Annotated in this window: 22 protein-coding genes, 1 tRNA gene and 3 pseudogenes; 7 read left to right on the top strand and 19 right to left on the bottom strand. The window is 68.4% G+C overall.

What is annotated here, in order from left to right:
* Positions 1-68: 68 nt before the first annotated feature.
* Entirely contained in the window at positions 69-413 is a 345-nt protein-coding gene (locus tag ACRYCC_RS10310) for a hypothetical protein (protein ID WP_433810672.1), read from the bottom strand.
* Between the two features lie 404 nt (positions 414-817).
* Positions 818-1,519, bottom strand: coding sequence for a hypothetical protein (locus ACRYCC_RS10305; protein WP_433810671.1), 702 nt, complete (start codon positions 1,517-1,519; stop codon positions 818-820).
* A 381-nt stretch (positions 1,520-1,900) separates the two neighbouring features.
* On the opposite strand from ACRYCC_RS10305, the gene ACRYCC_RS10300 reads away from it, so the two are divergent.
* Complete coding sequence (locus tag ACRYCC_RS10300; protein WP_433810669.1) at positions 1,901-2,311, top strand: VOC family protein; 411 nt, start codon at positions 1,901-1,903, stop codon at positions 2,309-2,311.
* A gap of 68 nt (positions 2,312-2,379) precedes the next feature.
* Here ACRYCC_RS10300 and ACRYCC_RS10295 read toward each other — a convergent pair.
* The 3 genes and pseudogenes from ACRYCC_RS10295 to ACRYCC_RS10285 all read right to left on the bottom strand — a co-directional run.
* Positions 2,380-2,749 (bottom strand): annotated as a pseudogene (locus tag ACRYCC_RS10295) (transposase family protein); the annotation flags it as partial.
* A gap of 340 nt (positions 2,750-3,089) precedes the next feature.
* Positions 3,090-3,749, bottom strand: coding sequence for a dihydrofolate reductase family protein (locus ACRYCC_RS10290; protein ID WP_433810667.1), 660 nt, complete (start codon positions 3,747-3,749; stop codon positions 3,090-3,092).
* Between the two features lie 56 nt (positions 3,750-3,805).
* Positions 3,806-4,516: a helix-turn-helix transcriptional regulator gene (locus ACRYCC_RS10285; RefSeq protein ID WP_433810665.1), complete on the bottom strand. Its 711-nt coding sequence runs from the start codon at positions 4,514-4,516 to the stop codon at positions 3,806-3,808.
* A 639-nt stretch (positions 4,517-5,155) separates the two neighbouring features.
* Here ACRYCC_RS10285 and ACRYCC_RS10280 point away from each other — a divergent pair.
* Both ACRYCC_RS10280 and ACRYCC_RS10275 read left to right on the top strand, forming a co-directional pair.
* A tRNA-Arg gene (locus tag ACRYCC_RS10280) sits at positions 5,156-5,228 on the top strand.
* A 309-nt stretch (positions 5,229-5,537) separates the two neighbouring features.
* Positions 5,538-5,729, top strand: a complete 192-nt coding sequence (locus ACRYCC_RS10275) for a hypothetical protein (protein WP_433812205.1) — start codon at positions 5,538-5,540, stop codon at positions 5,727-5,729.
* A gap of 409 nt (positions 5,730-6,138) precedes the next feature.
* Here the strand turns inward: ACRYCC_RS10275 and ACRYCC_RS10270 are convergent.
* The 11 genes and pseudogenes from ACRYCC_RS10270 to ACRYCC_RS10220 form a co-directional block, all read right to left on the bottom strand.
* Positions 6,139-6,237 (bottom strand): annotated as a pseudogene (locus ACRYCC_RS10270) (recombinase family protein); the annotation flags it as partial.
* Positions 6,222-6,674 carry a serine integrase family protein gene (locus ACRYCC_RS10265; RefSeq protein ID WP_433810663.1) on the bottom strand — a complete coding sequence of 151 codons (453 nt, stop codon included), beginning with the start codon at positions 6,672-6,674 and terminating at the stop codon, positions 6,222-6,224. The gene ACRYCC_RS10265 and the pseudogene ACRYCC_RS10270, both read right to left, overlap by 16 nt.
* Before the next feature lie 99 nt (positions 6,675-6,773).
* Positions 6,774-7,070 (bottom strand): recombinase family protein, encoded by a 297-nt coding sequence (locus ACRYCC_RS10260; protein ID WP_433810661.1) that lies wholly within the window; start codon positions 7,068-7,070, stop codon positions 6,774-6,776.
* Between the two features lie 295 nt (positions 7,071-7,365).
* Entirely contained in the window at positions 7,366-8,061 is a 696-nt protein-coding gene (locus ACRYCC_RS10255) for a DNA methyltransferase (protein ID WP_433812133.1), read from the bottom strand.
* Positions 8,062-8,208: a hypothetical protein gene (locus ACRYCC_RS10250; RefSeq protein WP_433810659.1), complete on the bottom strand. Its 147-nt coding sequence runs from the start codon at positions 8,206-8,208 to the stop codon at positions 8,062-8,064. It lies immediately after the preceding gene.
* A complete protein-coding gene (locus tag ACRYCC_RS10245) occupies positions 8,205-8,609 on the bottom strand; it encodes a hypothetical protein (protein ID WP_433810657.1) in 405 nt (134 codons plus the stop codon). Before ACRYCC_RS10245 ends, ACRYCC_RS10250 begins: the two co-directional genes overlap by 4 nt.
* 505 nt (positions 8,610-9,114) lie before the next feature.
* A complete protein-coding gene (locus ACRYCC_RS10240; RefSeq protein WP_433810655.1) occupies positions 9,115-9,273 on the bottom strand; it encodes a hypothetical protein in 159 nt (52 codons plus the stop codon).
* Between the two features lie 50 nt (positions 9,274-9,323).
* On the bottom strand, positions 9,324-9,539 hold the full coding sequence (locus ACRYCC_RS10235; RefSeq protein ID WP_433810653.1) for a PIN domain-containing protein: 216 nt from the start codon (positions 9,537-9,539) through the stop codon (positions 9,324-9,326).
* Between the two features lie 23 nt (positions 9,540-9,562).
* Positions 9,563-10,138 (bottom strand): PIN domain-containing protein, encoded by a 576-nt coding sequence (locus ACRYCC_RS10230; protein ID WP_433810651.1) that lies wholly within the window; start codon positions 10,136-10,138, stop codon positions 9,563-9,565.
* Positions 10,139-10,476: 338 nt separating this feature from the next.
* On the bottom strand, positions 10,477-10,881 hold the full coding sequence (locus ACRYCC_RS10225; RefSeq protein WP_433810649.1) for a type II toxin-antitoxin system PemK/MazF family toxin: 405 nt from the start codon (positions 10,879-10,881) through the stop codon (positions 10,477-10,479).
* 533 nt (positions 10,882-11,414) lie between these two features.
* Positions 11,415-11,720 (bottom strand): hypothetical protein, encoded by a 306-nt coding sequence (locus ACRYCC_RS10220; protein WP_433812204.1) that lies wholly within the window; start codon positions 11,718-11,720, stop codon positions 11,415-11,417.
* Between the two features lie 3 nt (positions 11,721-11,723).
* On the opposite strand from ACRYCC_RS10220, the pseudogene ACRYCC_RS10215 reads away from it, so the two are divergent.
* Positions 11,724-12,152: pseudogene (locus tag ACRYCC_RS10215) on the top strand (hypothetical protein); the annotation flags it as partial.
* Positions 12,153-12,276: 124 nt separating this feature from the next.
* On the top strand, positions 12,277-13,002 hold the full coding sequence (locus tag ACRYCC_RS10210) for a TrbL/VirB6 family protein (protein WP_433812202.1): 726 nt from the start codon (positions 12,277-12,279) through the stop codon (positions 13,000-13,002).
* Positions 13,003-13,185: 183 nt separating this feature from the next.
* On the opposite strand, the gene ACRYCC_RS10205 is transcribed toward ACRYCC_RS10210, so the two are convergent.
* The gene (locus ACRYCC_RS10205) at positions 13,186-13,611 is read right to left on the bottom strand and encodes a VOC family protein (RefSeq protein ID WP_433812131.1); all 426 of its coding nucleotides are present in this window, start codon (positions 13,609-13,611) and stop codon (positions 13,186-13,188) included.
* Positions 13,612-13,680: 69 nt separating this feature from the next.
* On the bottom strand, positions 13,681-14,220 hold the full coding sequence (locus ACRYCC_RS10200) for a hypothetical protein (RefSeq protein WP_433810647.1): 540 nt from the start codon (positions 14,218-14,220) through the stop codon (positions 13,681-13,683).
* Between the two features lie 526 nt (positions 14,221-14,746).
* Between ACRYCC_RS10200 and ACRYCC_RS10195 the strand changes: the two genes are divergently transcribed.
* On the top strand, positions 14,747-15,307 hold the full coding sequence (locus ACRYCC_RS10195) for an RNA polymerase sigma factor (protein WP_433810646.1): 561 nt from the start codon (positions 14,747-14,749) through the stop codon (positions 15,305-15,307).
* 73 nt (positions 15,308-15,380) lie between these two features.
* Positions 15,381-16,352: a maleylpyruvate isomerase family mycothiol-dependent enzyme gene (locus ACRYCC_RS10190; protein ID WP_433810644.1), complete on the top strand. Its 972-nt coding sequence runs from the start codon at positions 15,381-15,383 to the stop codon at positions 16,350-16,352.
* Positions 16,353-16,447: 95 nt separating this feature from the next.
* Here the strand turns inward: ACRYCC_RS10190 and ACRYCC_RS10185 are convergent, their stop codons facing one another.
* Positions 16,448-16,588 (bottom strand): hypothetical protein, encoded by a 141-nt coding sequence (locus ACRYCC_RS10185; protein WP_433810643.1) that lies wholly within the window; start codon positions 16,586-16,588, stop codon positions 16,448-16,450.
* Positions 16,589-16,610 lie beyond the last annotated feature (22 nt).

The following is a 16,610-nucleotide window of genomic DNA, read 5'->3' as shown; positions in this document are numbered from 1 at the left end:
TGTTCGAACAACCGCAGGAACGGTACTACAGGTTCCTGCACATCCCCTATGAAAACGGCGATGCCGGGTTATCGGCCCCGCGGGGGCTGATAACCGTGTCGAACGCACCAGTCATGGAAGAACGGCGCCTGCACCGGACAAGGCGGCCGTTGTTGCGACGTCGCCGGCGTCGGTGTCGGTTTGACCGTCTTCGTGGGCGCCTTCGGAGTGGCGGTGGGCACCTCGGTGGGGACCGGAGGGACGTACTCCCCACGGGTCGGATAGGCCACCGGGGTGAGCCGCTCGGGCGGCGTCACGTCAGCCGGACGGGGTGCCTGCGGCGTGCTGCCGACCGTGGACTCCGGTGAGTCCCCGACGAGCGCGAAGCCGATCGAGACCACCAGCACCACGGCGGCCACCGTCCCGACGATCACCACCCCCACCCGACCCGGCCGCCGGCGAGCCCCGACCGCGGGATCGAGGGAAGCCTGCGCCGCGGGTTCTTCCGGCTCGAACCCGGGCGTCAGCGTTCCACGATGCCGACCAGCCACGGCAGGAGCGTACCGAGACCTGCGCGCAAGTGCTCCCCCTCCACCCCAGTTCTCACCAACCCCAATGGTTTCGGCCGTCTCATCGCACACCCCACCAGTTGTCCCGAAGGGGTCTGCCCTCTTATGTCCACCGATTTCATCCATCGACGGGTCGCTGGCTGACGGAGCACCTCGGGCGGGCGAACCCGCCGTCCTTGGTCGCCGGGAGGCAGGGGCGTCGACCGGCATCAAGGCAGGCACCTCTGCGAACAGACCGGCCCCCTCTGGGAGGGAGCCGGTCCGGGTGTTCAGCTGCTCAGCATGCGCAGAGCATCATCATGGGTGTGGCCACCCGACCGCGTCCGCGCGTAGGAGCTCAGTTGGAAGCCCGCCTTGTGGGCCGCCATGACCTCCTCGTGCGTGGCACCGGCCTTCCGAGCTTCCGCATAGAAGTCCAGGAGGACGCCCGGCGTGCCGGCGGCCTCCAGGATCTCGTCGTGCGTGGCACCGACCGACCGCGCATACGCGTAGTCGTCCGGAAAGATGCCCTTGGCGTGGGCCGCCATCACCTCGTCATGCGTGGCACCGGCCTTCCGCGCGAGCGCGTAGCCGACCAGGTAGGTGCCCGTGATGTGGGCTGCCATGATCTCGTCGTGCGTGGCACCGGCCTTCCGCGCAAATGCGTAGTCGTTCACGCCGATGCCCTTGGCGCGAGCTTCCATCACCTCGGCGTGCGTGGCCTCGGTCTCCCGCGCCTGTGCGTAGTCGACCAGGTAGATGTCCTCGGCGTGGGCTGCCATGATCTCGTCGTGCGTGGCACCGGCCTTCCGCGCGTTTGCGTAGTAGACCAGGCGGATGCCGTTGGCGTGAGCCTCCTGCAACTCGCCGGGCGTCGCACCGGCGTCCCGTGCTTTCCGGTACCAGTCCGGGTCCGCGTCCCAGGGGCTGAGGGCCCCCTTTGTGCCGCCTGTGTCGCTGACGCCGTCCGGCGCCAGCTTGGGGATCCCCATAAGAGGTTCCTTTCGGGTGCTCTGGTTTGTATGACTGCGGTCAAGACCGTCCCCTTATGCAGGGCCGAGGCAAGAATGATCTCGGTGACGGTCCGTTCCCGTCGTGCTGCCGTCGTGCTGCCGTCGTCCGGCCGGGCAGGCCGCAGCACCCAGCGGAGCGGCCGGTGGTTCAGAAGGCACGTATGAGACCCGGATGCGGTAACGACCGGGTGTGACCTGCAAGTGCTGTTCTTGGCATGGGCCGTCTGCCGGCCGTATAGATGGCGAGGTCACCTGCTGTCCGTTAGGAGACCGGCCTCCACATCGCCATCATCCACGGCTGGCCACTGACGTCACTTTGGACAGTCTCTGGACTCCTTGATCTTGTGCCAAGATCGCGGGATGCTGCGACTCACCGATTTCATCATCGACTGCCCGGACCCGATGGAGCTGGCGGCCTTCTACTCCGAGGTGACAGGCCGCGCCATCAAGGAAGGCAGCTCCGATAACTGGGCCGGCATCACCTTCGGCGAGATCGAGCTGGCCTTCCAACGGGTGGACGACTACCGCCCCCCGCGCTGGCCCGACAGCGAGCATCCCAAGCAGTTCCACCTCGACTTCGAAGTGGACGAGATCGAGTCCGAGCAGCGCCGCGTCCTCGACCTCGGCGCGACGCTGCAGCAGGACTTCATCGACCCCGATGGCTACGGCTGGCGCGTCTACACCGACCCGATCGGCCACCCCTTCTGCCTGTGCCACAACAAGGGCGTCATCTGGACCGACCAGGGCCTGATCTGGCCCAAGCGCGACTAAGGCCTGTCTCAACGCCCGCTGCCCTACTGAGCGACGACACCACCACCGGCTGACCGACCGGCTCAGGCCCGGGTCAGCCGGTGCGTGATGCCGTTCTCCTGGCAGATCCGGTCGAACAGCACCTCCCCGCCGCGGCGGTGAACTGCTTGCCGTTGCCGGTCAGCAGCTCATCACTGCATCGGCTCCGAGCGTTGCAGCGCTTGTAGTCCTCCCTGCGCCGGCCCGCGGGGTGACCTGCACCAGTCCGTGCCGGACCAGCACCCGGTGCACCGTCGCCCGGCACGGCACCGGCCCCGGGCAACCGCGGCGAGTCAGCTCCCACCCCAGCCGGCGAGCACCCCACGACGGATGATTCCGCCGCAGCTCGCAGCTCAGCGCCTCCACCTCCGGCACCGTCCGGGTGGGTGACGGGACCGGCCGAGACGACCGGTCCGGAATGATCTATCACCCAGGTCATGAGACCCGACAAGAGAATCGGCGCCGCCGGATGAGGACTTTCGCTTCAAGTGCGCCTGCTTCGCGGTCGCCGGCCCCGGCGCGCCGGGCGTGCGGCCTGTTCCGTCCGGTCCTGGCACGCCGCGTCGCCCGTCCGCCACCTCATGGCGCAGCAACTCTGGTCGAGGCGAGGGCAGCAACGTAGATGGCAGCAGGACTACCGGGTTGCCAGGCCGGATAGGGGTCAATGGTGTCGATCTGAACGAAGCCCATGCGTTGCTGTGCTCGGTACTGCTATCGGCGGCACCACCACGCGTTGTTCACGCGCGCGATCCCCGGCGGGTCACTTGAGGGTCGTCGCCGACCGCCCCTCCTCGACGACGTACGAGCCCGTGGCGACGGTGCCGAGGCTCCGCGGGGTGAGGGTCAGGGAGACGACCCCGCCGGGCAGCACGCGCGAGGCGTCCTGGGCGACCGTGAACGTCGCGCCCATCGCGCCCTCCGGGAACAGGCGCTTGCCAGTGCCGACCACGACGGGGTACAGCAGCATCCGGTAAACATCGACGAGCCCCGCCTCGTGCAGCGTCTGCACGAGCTTCCAGCTGCCGTGCACCTGCAGCTCGCGACCGGGTAGCTCCTTGAGGCGGCGCACCTCGTCGGCAGCGTCGCCACGCAGCACCGTCGTCGGATGCCAGCCGGCCTCCGCGTCGGACAGCGTCGAGCTGGTCACGTACTTAGGCAACGAGTTGAGCTGCGACGCGATGACGCTCTCCGGGTCGGTAACGTTCGGCCAGTAGCCGCGCAGCATGCCGAAGCTCGTCCGGCCGAACAGGAAGGCGTCCGCCTCGCGGAACCATCCCGCGACGACCTCGTCCGTCTGCGCCGAACTGAACGGCACGAGCCATCCGCCGCGGTCAAAGCCGCCCGAGCGGTCCTCGTCGGGGGCTCCCGGCCCCTGCACGACGCCGTCGAGGCTGACGAAAATATTAACGCTGAGCAGCACGGTTCCCCCTGAGCTGGAGTCGCAGATCCGTCGGCCCGGTCGGCCGACGCCCGACGCTAACTTCCGGCGCCCGAACCCGTCTTGTAGAGGAACGACATCGGCGCGAGGTCGCCGGTGCGAAGCTCGCGCGCCGTGCGTCCGACGAATCGGCGCAGGGCATGGGCGAGGTGCGCCTGATCATAGAAGCCGAGCGTGCTGACGACCGTGGCCCAGTCGTTTCCGGCCCGCAGCATCGTGGCCGCAGCGTTCGCGCGATCGATCTGCGCCACTGTGGTTCGCGTCATCCCGGTGAACGCGCGGTACCGCCGTTGCCGCGTCCGCTCTGACTCCCCGCGCCCCGGACGCGGGTCACGGTCGAGTGTCGACGGCACCAGGAGCCCGGCCAGCCGCAGTCGCCGGACGAAATGCTCCACGTTCTCGAACGTCGGCGCCTCCCACTCCTCACCCCCGAGCACGATCCTGCCGGCGTCTGTCACCGGGAGCGGAGCGTACCCGTCGACCACCGTCGCCGCGGGGTGCGGACGCAGGACCGCGCCCAGCGCGAACCGCACGCCGAGATACTCGGTCTCCGCCGGGACGGGCGCCGTCGTCGCCCTCGTCTCCGGACCGCGCAGCCCCGCGGCCACACGGCCCCGGGTGCGGGCGAAGATGAGATGGAAGCTCGTCCGCGCGGCGGACGTCATGACGGCGTCGGTGTCACTCCGGGTGCACCAGACGCGGTCGAGGATGCGCGAATCCGCGTCGGTGCCGCGGTGCTCGAATCGCACGACTCACCGCCTCGCCGCTTCGGCCATCTCGCATGGTGGCACCTCACTAATCTAGCTGTAGGTCGTGACTTCGCCGGCGTGGCGCGATCGTGAGGCGGCCACCGCATGATCCTCGTCCGTTATGTCGACATCAAATGATCAAGCGGTGGCCGGAAGTAAGGGGACAGCGCCATGAGGGGCGCCCAGCCCTCACGATCTTCGCTGGTCAGCGGCGAAGCAAACGCCGCAACGCACGCCATACGGTGCTATCGGTGACGACGAGGATGCGCACGTCGACGGAGAACGGGCACGTGGCCTTGTTCGCCCACCACTCCCAGCGGGCCGGCCCCTGGCAGCGGTCCATGTTGTGAGCATGGCGCCATCCTCACAACGCCTCCGGCGGAGGTCTCCGACTCGGGGATACGCAGCCCGCACGGTTGCCGGTCCGCCGCCCGCGTGCGAGCACCGACGGCCGTACAGCATGCTCCGGGATACCGACGCCCTGAGGGTCGAGCATCGATGAGCGTCCTCCAGGCGTTAGCCACTACCCTAGGACTGGTCGCAGGATCGTACCCGGAGCAAGATCGCGGAATATACGCGGAATGATCATCGCCCGTACCGCGCCACCGGATCGGCTCCGCTAGGCTCTACCTGCGTCAAGCCCTCGTAGCTCAGGGGATAGAGCATCGGTTTCCTAAACCGTGCGTCGCAGGTTCGAATCCTGCCGGGGGCACCCAGAAGATGGGAAGCTTCGGCGCGCCCTGGGCACCCGTAGCCCGAGCTCACTGGGCATGTCGGCCGCTCCCCCGGATCCGGCCGTTGCCGTGGTGAACGTGTTCACCGTGTTCTCCCGTACGGTGACCCGCAGCACGACCTCGTGCCGGGCCTTGTGGTAGCGGATCTGGAGTTGGAAGGCGTCGTAGAACCGTCGTTGCACGTCTTCCGGGAGCTCGTCCAATCTGGTCGCCAGCTCGGGGATCTCTTCCAGCAGTGAAGGGTCATCGTCGGGTGGCGTGCTTGCGGTGCCGGCGAGCTTCGCGAGTTGCGCTTGGTAGTCGCGGCGTTTCTTGGAAATTTCGGCGAAGCGGCGTTGGATGCCGGCGCGGAACTCGCGATCGATGTCGGGGTCTCCGGTGGGCTCGTGTTCCTCGAGTTGGTTCATCAGGTTGTCCTGCCGCCGTCGGAACTCGGCGAGGGCGCTGATGATCTTTGCTTTCCGCGTGTCGGTACGTGACTCGATCTGCGTGCTGGGCTGTTGGCCGAGTCTGGCGCGCAGGTGCTCCTGTCGGCGGGGGCCGAAGACACGGTCGGCGAAGAACTCGTGGACGGCATCGAGGAGCGCGTCTTCGCGGACCCACAGGCTCTTGGGGTGATCGTCGTACCAGTCGGAGCGGCCATGGTGGTGCTGGCGTTGCGGCTCGCAGGCGTAGGTAGGCCCAGCCCTTGCGGGTCTTGCCGAACATCCGCCGGCCGCACAGATCACACAGCAGGTAGGAGCGAAGCTGATAGCTGCGCTTGGCCTGCGGGTGACGGCTGAGTCCTGGGGAGGTCCGCGAGCCCTGCCGGAGTTTGGCCACTGGAGAAGCCGCCTCGAACAGCTCCTTGGTCACCAGCGGTTCATGTGTCGGGTGCGGTGACCAGACCCACTGATCAGGTGGGTTGCAGCGCCCGCCCTGCTTGGTGGCGCGCCGGTTCCACACCATGTAGCCGGTGTACTTGGGGTTGGTCAGGACGCCACGCACGGCAGAGCCGGTCCATCGGCCGACCGCGCGGCGGGGGTCGACCGGCTGTGGAGGCGGATTGCCTCTAGATCGGTGTTGAGCCGATCGGCGATATCGTCGTAGCCCAGGTGATCGAGTGCGCGCAGGTGGAAGATCCTGGTCACCACTCGGCCTGTTGCGGCATCGGGCACCGGACGTGTTTTTGTCTTTCCCTCAGCGCGCCGCGCGGGGACGGGGTGGGGGCGCTTGTCCGCCTGATAGCCGTACGGCGGTCGGCCGATGTTCCAGCCTTGCTCGATGTGCTCGCGGAAACCGTCCCACGACAGTTCCAGCATCTGCAGGACGTACCATTCGGCGATGGCCTGCTTGACCCGGCGGGTCAGCGTGTTGGTGGCCTTCTTCTTCGGCCTAGGGCCTGATGTTGCTTCGTGACTGATCGGTTCATCGGCCGCGAGCAAGACGACGCCGACTTGCTCCAGCTCATATTCAATCTTGGTACCGAAGTACGTACGGCGCGCGACGCGATCGATGGATTCGCAGATGACAGCGACGAAACGTCAATCGTGGCGGGCCGCCTCGGCCAGGAGGTCTTGAATCCCGCCGTCTCTGGGAATGGAAATGTCGAACTGCTCATGGGCCAGGCTGTTGCCCCGGTCATCCAGAGACTTACGGCCGGACTCCACGTCGTAGAAGTGCGCGACGATGACATAGCCGTCCGGCAGCGCCTGCCTCGAACCACGCAACTGCCGCGGTAGGGACAGCGTGGGATCCTGCTGCTCCTCGGTGGACGTACGTCCCAGCCACGCGACCGGCACCAGCGCTCCTGCGCCGACAGCCTCGGCCAGCGGGTTCACCTCACTGCCACGTCGCCACGGCAAGACGACGTCCGAGCCGGTCTCCGAGGCTCCTAGGTCTCCGATTTGTTCTGGTGTAGCCATTGAAGGACCTCCCAGATCACGGCGAGTTGCCTGGCTTCCAAGGCCTCACCTTCAGGCCCGCCGACAGCGACGAACTCCGTCTTCACGGTCAACGTGCGCGCTGTGTCACCGCCCTGGCGGGTGTGCCGTCCGCGCTCCGGCCTCTGAGCATATGTGCTGGTAGATGGGTCAGGACCTGCTGTTTCGTCAGTCTCCTCTAGCCTCCGGCGGGTCATCGTGGCTGTTCGGTCTCTTGGGTCGCATGCTTCCCCTCGCGCTCCGTGGCGGTCAGCAGCCGTCGTTTGGCGATCTCGCAGTAGGCGGGGACAAGTTCGATCAGTACCGCTCGCCGCCAGGGTTCCCGGGCGGCGAGGCCGGTGGGCAGCATCGCGGTGCTGTGGTTCTTGCCGCCGAGCCGTTCTGCCGCGCCCGTGTACTTGCCGTCCGGTGGCCAGGGTGCGCCGATGGTGTTGGGCCTGTTACCGCCGCGGCGGGCGCGGCGCGACAGAGTGCGGTCGCCGGTGTAGGGCTCGCGGATCGGGTCAAGGTCGAACCAGTAGTGCCACTGCTTGACGAACAGGAAGATCAGCTCGTACCGGTTGGAGAGCCGGTCGGTCACCGACTGCGGCATCGCGTTGGGCTTGTGCCACACCACGGCATTCCGCAAAACCCAGTCGCTTTGAAGGGCGAACGCCACCCGCCATGGCATGCCGAGCAGGTTCTTGGGCGGCACCACCAGCCGCGACTTCGGCCGCACCGGCGGTTGCCGGTTGAAGGTGTTGCCGCCCGCCCATCCGTCGGAGTTGGAGGCGTAGCAGTCGCCGAGGTTGACCCACAAGGTGCCGTCGTCGGCGAGCACCCGCCGGGCCTCGGCGAACGTCGCTCGCAGCGCCTCGATGTAGGCGTCCGGCGAAGGTTCCTGGCCGATCTAGCCCAGCCCATAGTCGCGCAGCCCGCAGTACGGCTGGCTGGTCACGATGCAGTCGACCGACCCTGCCGGCAGGGCGGCGAGCACCTCGCGGGCGTCGCCCAGGTGGATGGTCGTGGACTCGTCGCTCCAGTACGGGGTGCTCACAGCGCCCATCCCCGGCGCGCGCTTCCCGTGCCGTGCCCAGAGCCCAGGTGCAGAGAGCGCAGGAAGGCCGAGCATTCCCTGCGGGTCCACCCCAGCTCCACGAGCGGATAGGTGTAGCGCAAGTCGGCGCTTTCAGACTTGGCGGCCAGGTGGATCTGGTCGAGGCAGATCCCGAAATCCACCTCGGCCACGAGTTGCCCAGGCAGCGGGCTGCCGGGCGGGTGGCCGAGGATCTCCCGGACCTTCGAGCTGACCACCTCCGTCGGTGACCCGGCACAACACAGACGCAGGATCGGCACCCCGGCCTTGATCGCGACCTGCTGCACCTGAGCAAGGTCGGCGCTGATCCGCACCGGCCGCCGGGCGTCGTCGACGAAGATCGCCAGATCGAACGGCGGCAACTGCTGCGAACGGCCAGCAGCAGCACCGCCAGCGACGGGGTGCCCGCGTCCAGCGACAGCACCCGCAAGGCCGGTTCGCACATGCCAGCGGACCCAAGGGCTGCCGGTTCGGACACAGCACCGGAACTCGTGGACGCCGACGTTTCCTCATGCCGGCTCCGGCAGGCTTCAACGCCGCCGCGACTTTGACCGTGGCGTCCCTGGGAGGGAGTTGTCATATGCGGTTGTGGGGCTCACCTCAGATACCCGCACCCCAGCTCGGCGCCCGCTTGCGACCCGTCCCACTGTCCGCTCGGTCGGACTCGGCCGGGTGGACACGCGAGGACTTCAGCGGAACGCCTCCAAGGGCGTGTCATCAGCGAACCGGCGCCCTCTGGCGGATCACCGGCGCAGCAGCGCCGGCCCTCTGGCAGTGCTCTGGCGATTGCCTGGCACAGCTCTGGCGTTCGCTCCGCACCGGCCCTCACGGCCCCTGGCTGACGCCTCCGGACGCACCCCATCCGCCTCACACAGGACTGTCAAAGTCCGACGACCGGCCAATCTGGCAGGACTTCGGGCTCAAGCCGCACTGCGCCGAGACCTTCGCTCGCATCGTCAGCACCTGCGCGGACTTCGCCCGCCGCGCCCACCGCTCCAGCATCACCCGTTCGGAGTCGGTGATCATCAACTCGGCCTTGGGCCGTCCACCCCTCGACGCATCGATGTCTCGCTATCTCAGGTGGCCGGCCTTACCGAGGGCACAATGAGCTTGTCGGGAACGGACCACACCTTCAGTCCGCTGACGTGCGCGCGTAGGCGCATGTTCCGATCAATGGTCACCACCGCAGTCGGCCTTCCCGTCATTTTCTGGAGCAGAACGGCGCGGTCGATGATCTCGTCATCGACGTTTCCCCGACGCTCGTGTCCAGGTTCGTCGGGCAGGAATTCCACGGTGACCTTTGGACGTAGCTCGGCTACGCCGGCGGATTCAAAGGCAGGGAGCATGGTGTCCAGCGCCTTGATGACCTGCAGGCACGCTCTCGACGGGGGCCCCTGTCGTTGATCTTGATCTGATCGAGTTCACGGAGGATGGCTGCGGGCAAGATGATCCGGACTGCCTCCTTGCCAAGCTCGGTTCGCCAGTCGACCTCGGTGAACATGGTGCAATGCAGGTAGACGTTCGTGTCGAGAATCGTCTGATAGCCGGGGCGTTGCGAGAGGGTGGCCAAGTGCGCCAGCCCATCCGCCAGGGCGGACAGGCGGCTTGCCTGCATCTCGAGTTCAGCCCTCAAGCCGAGGTTGATGCCCTGCGTAGGGGGATTGCTGTAATCCCTGTCGATGCGCCAGAGCCTTTCGGTCAGCAGCGCATCGGCGATCGCACCGTCTACGAACATGTTGCGGAGCGACCTCTCGGCGCCGCCGAGCCAGTTCAGGTATTCGGTCTTCGCCCTCTGCTGCCCGATCAGACCGTGGATGTTGTCGGCTTGCTGAATGAGCGCGCGAAGACCCTGGATGACCTCTTCTGCTGTGAATCCGTCGCGAATGTACACACGACGAGCCTGGCATGCCCGTGCCTGCAGCGCCTCGTATTTACCGCTCGGTGTCAGGGATCCAGCGGGGCTTGGGCTCGGATGAGGACGTCGACGTTGGCGAGCGATGCCCCGCGGCGGCCGACCGAACGTCCGAATCTTCGGGCTGGTCGACAACCCTGGCTGTCGCCACAGGAGCTCTCAGGGCCTACGGGTGAGCCCCATTGGGCGCCCACTGGACCACCGTCACTGCCAGATGTACGACTTCGGGCTCAAGCCGCACCATGCCGAGACCTTCACTGTCTGCCGACCCGTTGCTGGTGGAGAAGGTCGTCGACATCATCGGCCTTGGTCTGCCCCTATCTGAGTCCGCCTGATCGAAGGGCATCCCGGAACTCGCTGAGTTTCGCGGCCGTCGCCGGCGTCCATTCCTGCTGCTGTTCGCCAGCGCGCAGAGCATCGTCGATCTCGCTGAGCTTCGCAGGGCTCAGGACGCCCGCCTGCTCGATCAGATCGTCCCGGGACACGGTGGTCAGCCACGTGCACGGGGTGAAGCCCGGCCTTGGGATCGCGAACCGTAGCACGCCCTCGGAAGGCATCCCGTCGATGGCGCCTACCGCCACTTCGAGGCCCAGACCGCCGAGGTCGACGCCCGCCGGAGCGACGACCTGCATCGCCTGAAACCCGTACGCTCCCTCGTCCGACAGCAGGACGACCGGCCGCCGCTCGCCGAAGTCTACCCACCACACTTCACCGCGTCGCATGTCTCTCCGTAAAGGTCGGCGGGCGAACACCGTGCGCCCAGGTCCACAGAAATATAGGGAACATCACCGGCAGCCGGCAGGGTGGTGCCCCCTGCGGCCGGGCCCCTCGCACCGCCCACCAAGAAGACCGCTCCGAGGAGACCCGGTGGCTGCCCGCGACACCAGGGGCGTCGTGTTTCCAGGTGCCGGAATCCGCCAGTGAACAGCCAGAACTGCCGCCATAGATCTGCCTGAGCGGCCCCGTAGACCAGGACGCAGTCGAACTCCTCCTCGTCCTGGAGCACATGATGGGAACACACCACGTAAGCGCTGCCGACGGCGACCGTTCGCTGGACATCGCCGAGAGCACCTTTCGGCTGCTGGTCTGCGAGCCGGGTGGTCTCGCCCTGGACTGTCGTGGCCTGCACCCTGAGCTCCCTCAACGGGCCGTCGGCATGGCCGAGCTGCGTTACCTGCTGGGCGGCGGTCTGAGCAGCGCCGCCATGGATGCAGTGTGGCGGGAGCTGGTGCTGCGCAGTCGCCACGGCGGCCCGTCATGGCGGGTCGCCGCGGTCGGCATGGCGCTGCCCGCGCTGCGGGCGGCAGCCGGGAGACTGGCCCGCGACCGTGCTTCCTTTGCCTCCTGTGACCTGGACGCCGAGCTGCTCACCGGCTTTCTTCAGGCGCTGAGCGAAGCAGCTGTCGATCGTCCTCAGGTGCGTGCTCGGCTGTGCGACGCAGCGCGGCTCGCGGCCGAGCGAGCCCGGCGGCCCGCCGGGACGGGTGAGCGGCGGCCGCTCTTCCTCGCGACTCCGGCAGTGCACCAGCCCGCCCAGGACGGCGGACGTACCGATCCACACCCCATGATCTTCCTCGCTGCCCGGAGGGGTGCGGGGACCTCGTTTTCCGTGCGGGGCCGGGACACCTCAGATACCCGGCCCGACATCACCGAACCGAAAGGAGGACGGGGCTACCTCCCCGGCCCCGCACGGATCCCATTGATCAATACCGACCGCGTGTCCGCCTGCGGTCGCCCCGGCCACCGGCCACCGCGGTCCTGGTGGCGCGGGCGATGGCCACGCTGGGTGGGCGTGACGGTCGTGGTGCTGCTGGTCCTGCTGGTCTGCGCGGCGACCGCTCAGGCAGGTACGGCCGCGAAGGCGAAATCCCTGCAGGAGGTGATCAACAACCTGCGGAACTGGCTGGTGGGGTTGCTGGCGGCGCTGGCCACGTTGATGGCCACCATCGGTGGCCTGCGCTACCTGCTGGCCGGCGGGGACCCGGGCGAGGTTTCCAAGGCGAAGAACACGCTGAAGTTCGCGGCTTTCGGGTACGGGATCGCGGCGCTCGCCCGCTGCTGGTGTCGGTGGTCCAGTCGATCGTGGGGTCCTGATCATGGTCCCCGCAGGGTGGTGGATGATCACCAGCGGTGTCGTCGCGACACTCCTGCTCGGTCTCTCCACCGCTCACCTCACCCAGCCGGCCCAGCCGGCCCAGCCGGTGACCATCACGGTCTCCGCCGTCCAGCCGATAGCCGCCAAGAAGCACTGCGGTCCCCTGGAGATCGACTGCAAGATCTCCAACGCACTGGACGGCTGGTTCCGGGACCTCGCCAAGTCAGCGATCAAGACGGTGTTCAACGGGCTGGGCAAGAACCTGATCCAGACCCCGCGCATTGATCAGATCCCCTGGGTCGGGGAGATCTGGGACCAGGTGCACTGGGTCGCCAACACCTGCTTCGTGCTGTTCGTCATCATCGGTGGCCTGCTCGTGATGGGCTACGAGACCGTCCAGACCTCCACCACGGTCAAGGACGTCGCGCGTAGCCTCGTGATCGCCGCGATCGCTGGGAACTTCAGCCTGCCGGTGGTCGGGCACGCGATCGAGTTCGCCAACGGGCTCTCCCTCGCCCTGATCGGCCCGGGTGCGGACGCGGAAGAAGCGATGCGCACCCTCGGCCGGCGCCTGTCGGCCAATCTGGCGACCGGGCCGCTGTTCCTCGTGCTGCTTGTGCTGGTCGCGGTTACCCTGGCGCTGCTGCTGGCGGTCGTGTACGCGCTGCGGCATCGGATGCCCTGTGTTCAGCCGTCACGACCTTGCCCGCGCCGTCCCGCCTTGACCAACGAAGGCGCGCACCCGTGAAGCCTCGAGGTGGGGCACATCCGTCGGTCGTGCCTAACCACCGGTGACCACGCACAGCGGGACTGGCGTGCCCCGGCACCTCCCGTAGGCGCGGATCACAGCAGGCCATGCCTACTCCGACCGGCGGGCGGCCGGACCGAGATCGCGGTCGTCGAGGACTTCGATGTCCGCGGCAGGCCCATGTCAGCCGATCTGTTCGGCCAGGGCGACGATGATGCCCGCGGGGCCGCGGAGGTAGCAGAGCCGGAAGATGCTCTCGTACTGCGCCACCTCGCCGAGGAGTTCGGCGCCGTGGGCGCGCAGGCGGGCGACGGTGTCGTCGATGTCGTCGACGGCGAACATGACGCGATGCAGGCCCAGCGTGTTGGGCGGAGGGTTCTCCGGCTCGGCGCCGGACGCCGCGGGGGTGTGGTACTTGGTCAGCTCCAGCTTGCTGTGGCCGTCCGGGGTCCGCATCATCGCGATGTCGCTCCGGACTCCGTCGAGTCCTACGGTGCGGTCCGCCCAAAGGCCTTCGACCTGTCCCTTGCTTTCCAGCTCCATGCCGAGCTCGGTGAAGAACGCGACAGCCGCGTCCAGGTCGTGGACGACGATGGCGACGTTGTCCATCCGCTGAATGGTCATGTCTCCGAGCATAAAGAACACGGCGAGCCGAAGGTCCGCACGGCCGCTGAGCGGTCACAGGATGGGATCGTAGGACGCCTCATAGAAGGAATCGCCTTCTTCATGACGGGCGATGGGCAGGAAGTCCGGGACGGTGCGTGCGGCACAGGCCCGCAGCCGGGCGAGGGCCTCTTCCGCGGTGGGAGGAGTGACGCCGAGCCGGGCGAGAAGTTGGGCGCGGACGGCCGGGTAGTCGGGATCGTCGTCGGTGATCTCCTCCTCCAACTCCTGGGCGGGATGGCCGTGGCACAGGTCCTGCCAGTAGGGGTGGGCAGCGATCAAGGTGACGGCCTCGACCAGGTCGGTGGCCAGCAGCGTGGCCTGGCCCTCGGAGTCGGCGTACAGGACCGGGCGTGGGGCGCCCGGCTCGCCGCACAGGAAGTAGGTGCCCCCGCCAGCGTCCCCGGCGATCGGTGTCAGTGGCAGACCTGAGGGAAGTCGCAACTCCTCTACGGGGTCGCGGCGGTCGATGTCGAAGTCGCCGGGCCACCGCAGCAGGTCGGCCAGGTCACGGTCGGTCTCGATCCGGCGGAGAAGATCATCAGCAGCGTCCATCCGCGGACTCTAACGCCTCAGGGGTGAACCGGCGATCACCGACAAGCAGCAGGTAGGAGACAACCTGGCCGGGCATCCGTAACCAAGGCGAACAACCAGTCGGAGCCAACAGGTGAAGGGCCCCGGGATGAGCCGGGACCCCTCAGCGCAGCCGGGATCAGGTGTCGAGTGCCTTCTCGACCAGGCGGTTGATCCGCTCCTCGTCGCCGTCCATGCAGCCCGCGTACACCTTCCACAGCACGGGCCGCCGCCTTGTCGCAGGAGCGGTCATCCAAACCGGCCGCCGCGACGAATAGAGGGTGGAGCCGTCGCCGGCCCGCGGTGCGGGCGGAGAGGATCAACGATGTTCCAGACGCCGACCGGGTGGCGGACCGGACCAGCCCCGCCGGCGGGCGGGCCGGATGCTGACCGGGTCCGGCCAACATGGGCCGGCGACGCCGATCGCCATGACCGCGCTCACCGAATCGGAGAGGGTGTCATACATCGAGCCCGCCAGGGGAACCGGCCGAGGCAGGTGGTGACGCAGGTGGACGCGCCCGAGCCGGCGAGCATGTGCGACGAGGAGCTGCACCGCCGTCTCGCCCTGGGTGACGAGACCGCGCTGGAGCAGGTCTACGACCTGTTCTCGCCGCTCGTCTACGGTCTCGCCGCCCGCGTGACCGCCAACGCGGAAGGCGCCCGCGACGTGGCTCAGGAAGTGTTCATCACGCTGTGGGAACGCCCGCACCTCTTCGACCCGGAACGGGGCTCGCTGCGGACCTTCCTCGCCGTGATCGCGCATCGGCGGGCGGTCGACTGGGTGCGCCGGGAGAGCAGGGCGAACCTGCCGGCACCGGCCGACCGCGATCACCACCCGGAGGAGGTGGAGGACAGCGTGGTGGCCAATGAACTGGCCGACATCGTCCGGCGCCGGCTGGTCGCGCTGCCCCCTCCGCTGCGGGCCGTCCTGGAGATGGCCTACTTCCAGGGACACACCTACCGGGAGGTGGCCGCGCGGCTGAGCATTCCCGAAGGCACGGCGAAGTCGCGGATTCGCAGCGCGCTGGCCCGGCTCGGCCGGGAACTGGAGCGGGAGGGGTTCCCCTGATGAGCCGGTCCCGGCCGCCGGCGGCACTGGACGAACCGCAGCCGCGGGGGTCAGCATCAGAGAGGAGGTTCGAATGAGCGAGAAGTCGCACCCCAGCGTGGACGGAACACTCGCCGCGTGGGTGGTCGACGCGTGCCCGGCCGGCGAGTCGTCCCGGATCGCTGAGCATGTGGCCTCCTGCGATGCCTGTTCCGCCGAAGCGGACCGGCTGCGCACCGAGGCGGCGCTGCTCGCGGCGGTCGCGGAGCAGGCCCCTCCACCGGCGTTGCGCGGCACGGTGCTGTCGGCCGCGTTCCGCAGGCGGCGTCCCGGCGTGCCGGCCGGGCTGGGCGAAAGGCTCACCGATGCCTACACCCGCCAGGTCGCCGCGCTGAACGGGCTCCTCGCCACGCTCGCGCCCGCGACCTGGAGCACTCCCCTGCTGCGCTATCCCTCGGTTCGTGCCCTGATCGTTCACCTGGCCGAGAACGACTCGGCGTTCGCGGCCGATCTAGGGCTCGCGCCCGTCCCGGTCGGCGACCTGCTGGCCGCCGACTGGCACGAGCAGGCCCAGGCCGTGCTGCGCGACGTGTCCGCCGACACCCGGCTGCTGGATCGCCAGGTACGGCTTGCGGGCACCCGCCCGGCGCACGGGTCGGCGCGTACCGCTCTGCTGCAGCGCACCTTCGAGACCTGGACCCACGGCGATGACATCCGGGTGCTGGTGGGCCTGCCCACCGAGCCGCCGCCCGCCGGGCACCAGCGGCTCATCGCCGAAATGGGGGTGGGCCTGCTGCCGGGCGCGCTGCGCGCCGCCGGCCGGCACCACCCGCACCGGACCGCGCGCCTGGTGCTCACCGGCCCCGCGCCCGGGGAATGGACCATCCCGCTGGCGCCCGGCCACGAGCCGGGCTGGCCCGACGTGACGATCATCGCCGACATGGAGGAGTTCTGCCGCCTGCTCGCCAACCGGCGGACTCCGCAGACGTTCCCGCACCGGGCCGAGGGAGACCGCACCCTCGTCCCCGACCTGCTGGCCACCGCGGCCACGCTGGGCTGCGACTGACCTGCCCCGACGCGGGCTCCCGACGGAGCGCCCTCGACGGCCGGCCGGCTTCGCGCGGCGTACGGCCCCGCGCCGACCGCCACCGACCGGACCGCTCAGCCGCCTTCTCGTAGATCGGCACCGCCCTCAGGCTGGCTGGTCACGGTGAACCGCCCCCGCTGCCAGCCGCCCGGGCGTTCGCGCAGCCGCAGCCGAGCCAGCCGGGCCAGCCGGGCCAGCCGGGCCAGCCGGGCCATGAGATCCAGTTAGGCCGGCCAG

The organism is Actinomadura scrupuli (assembly GCF_050971785.1).
In the GTDB taxonomy this organism is placed as follows: Bacteria; Actinomycetota; Actinomycetes; order Streptosporangiales; family Streptosporangiaceae; genus Actinomadura_E; species Actinomadura_E scrupuli.
The sequence above is the reverse complement of the archived record's forward strand: the minus strand, read 5'-3'. Positions and strand labels throughout refer to the sequence as shown.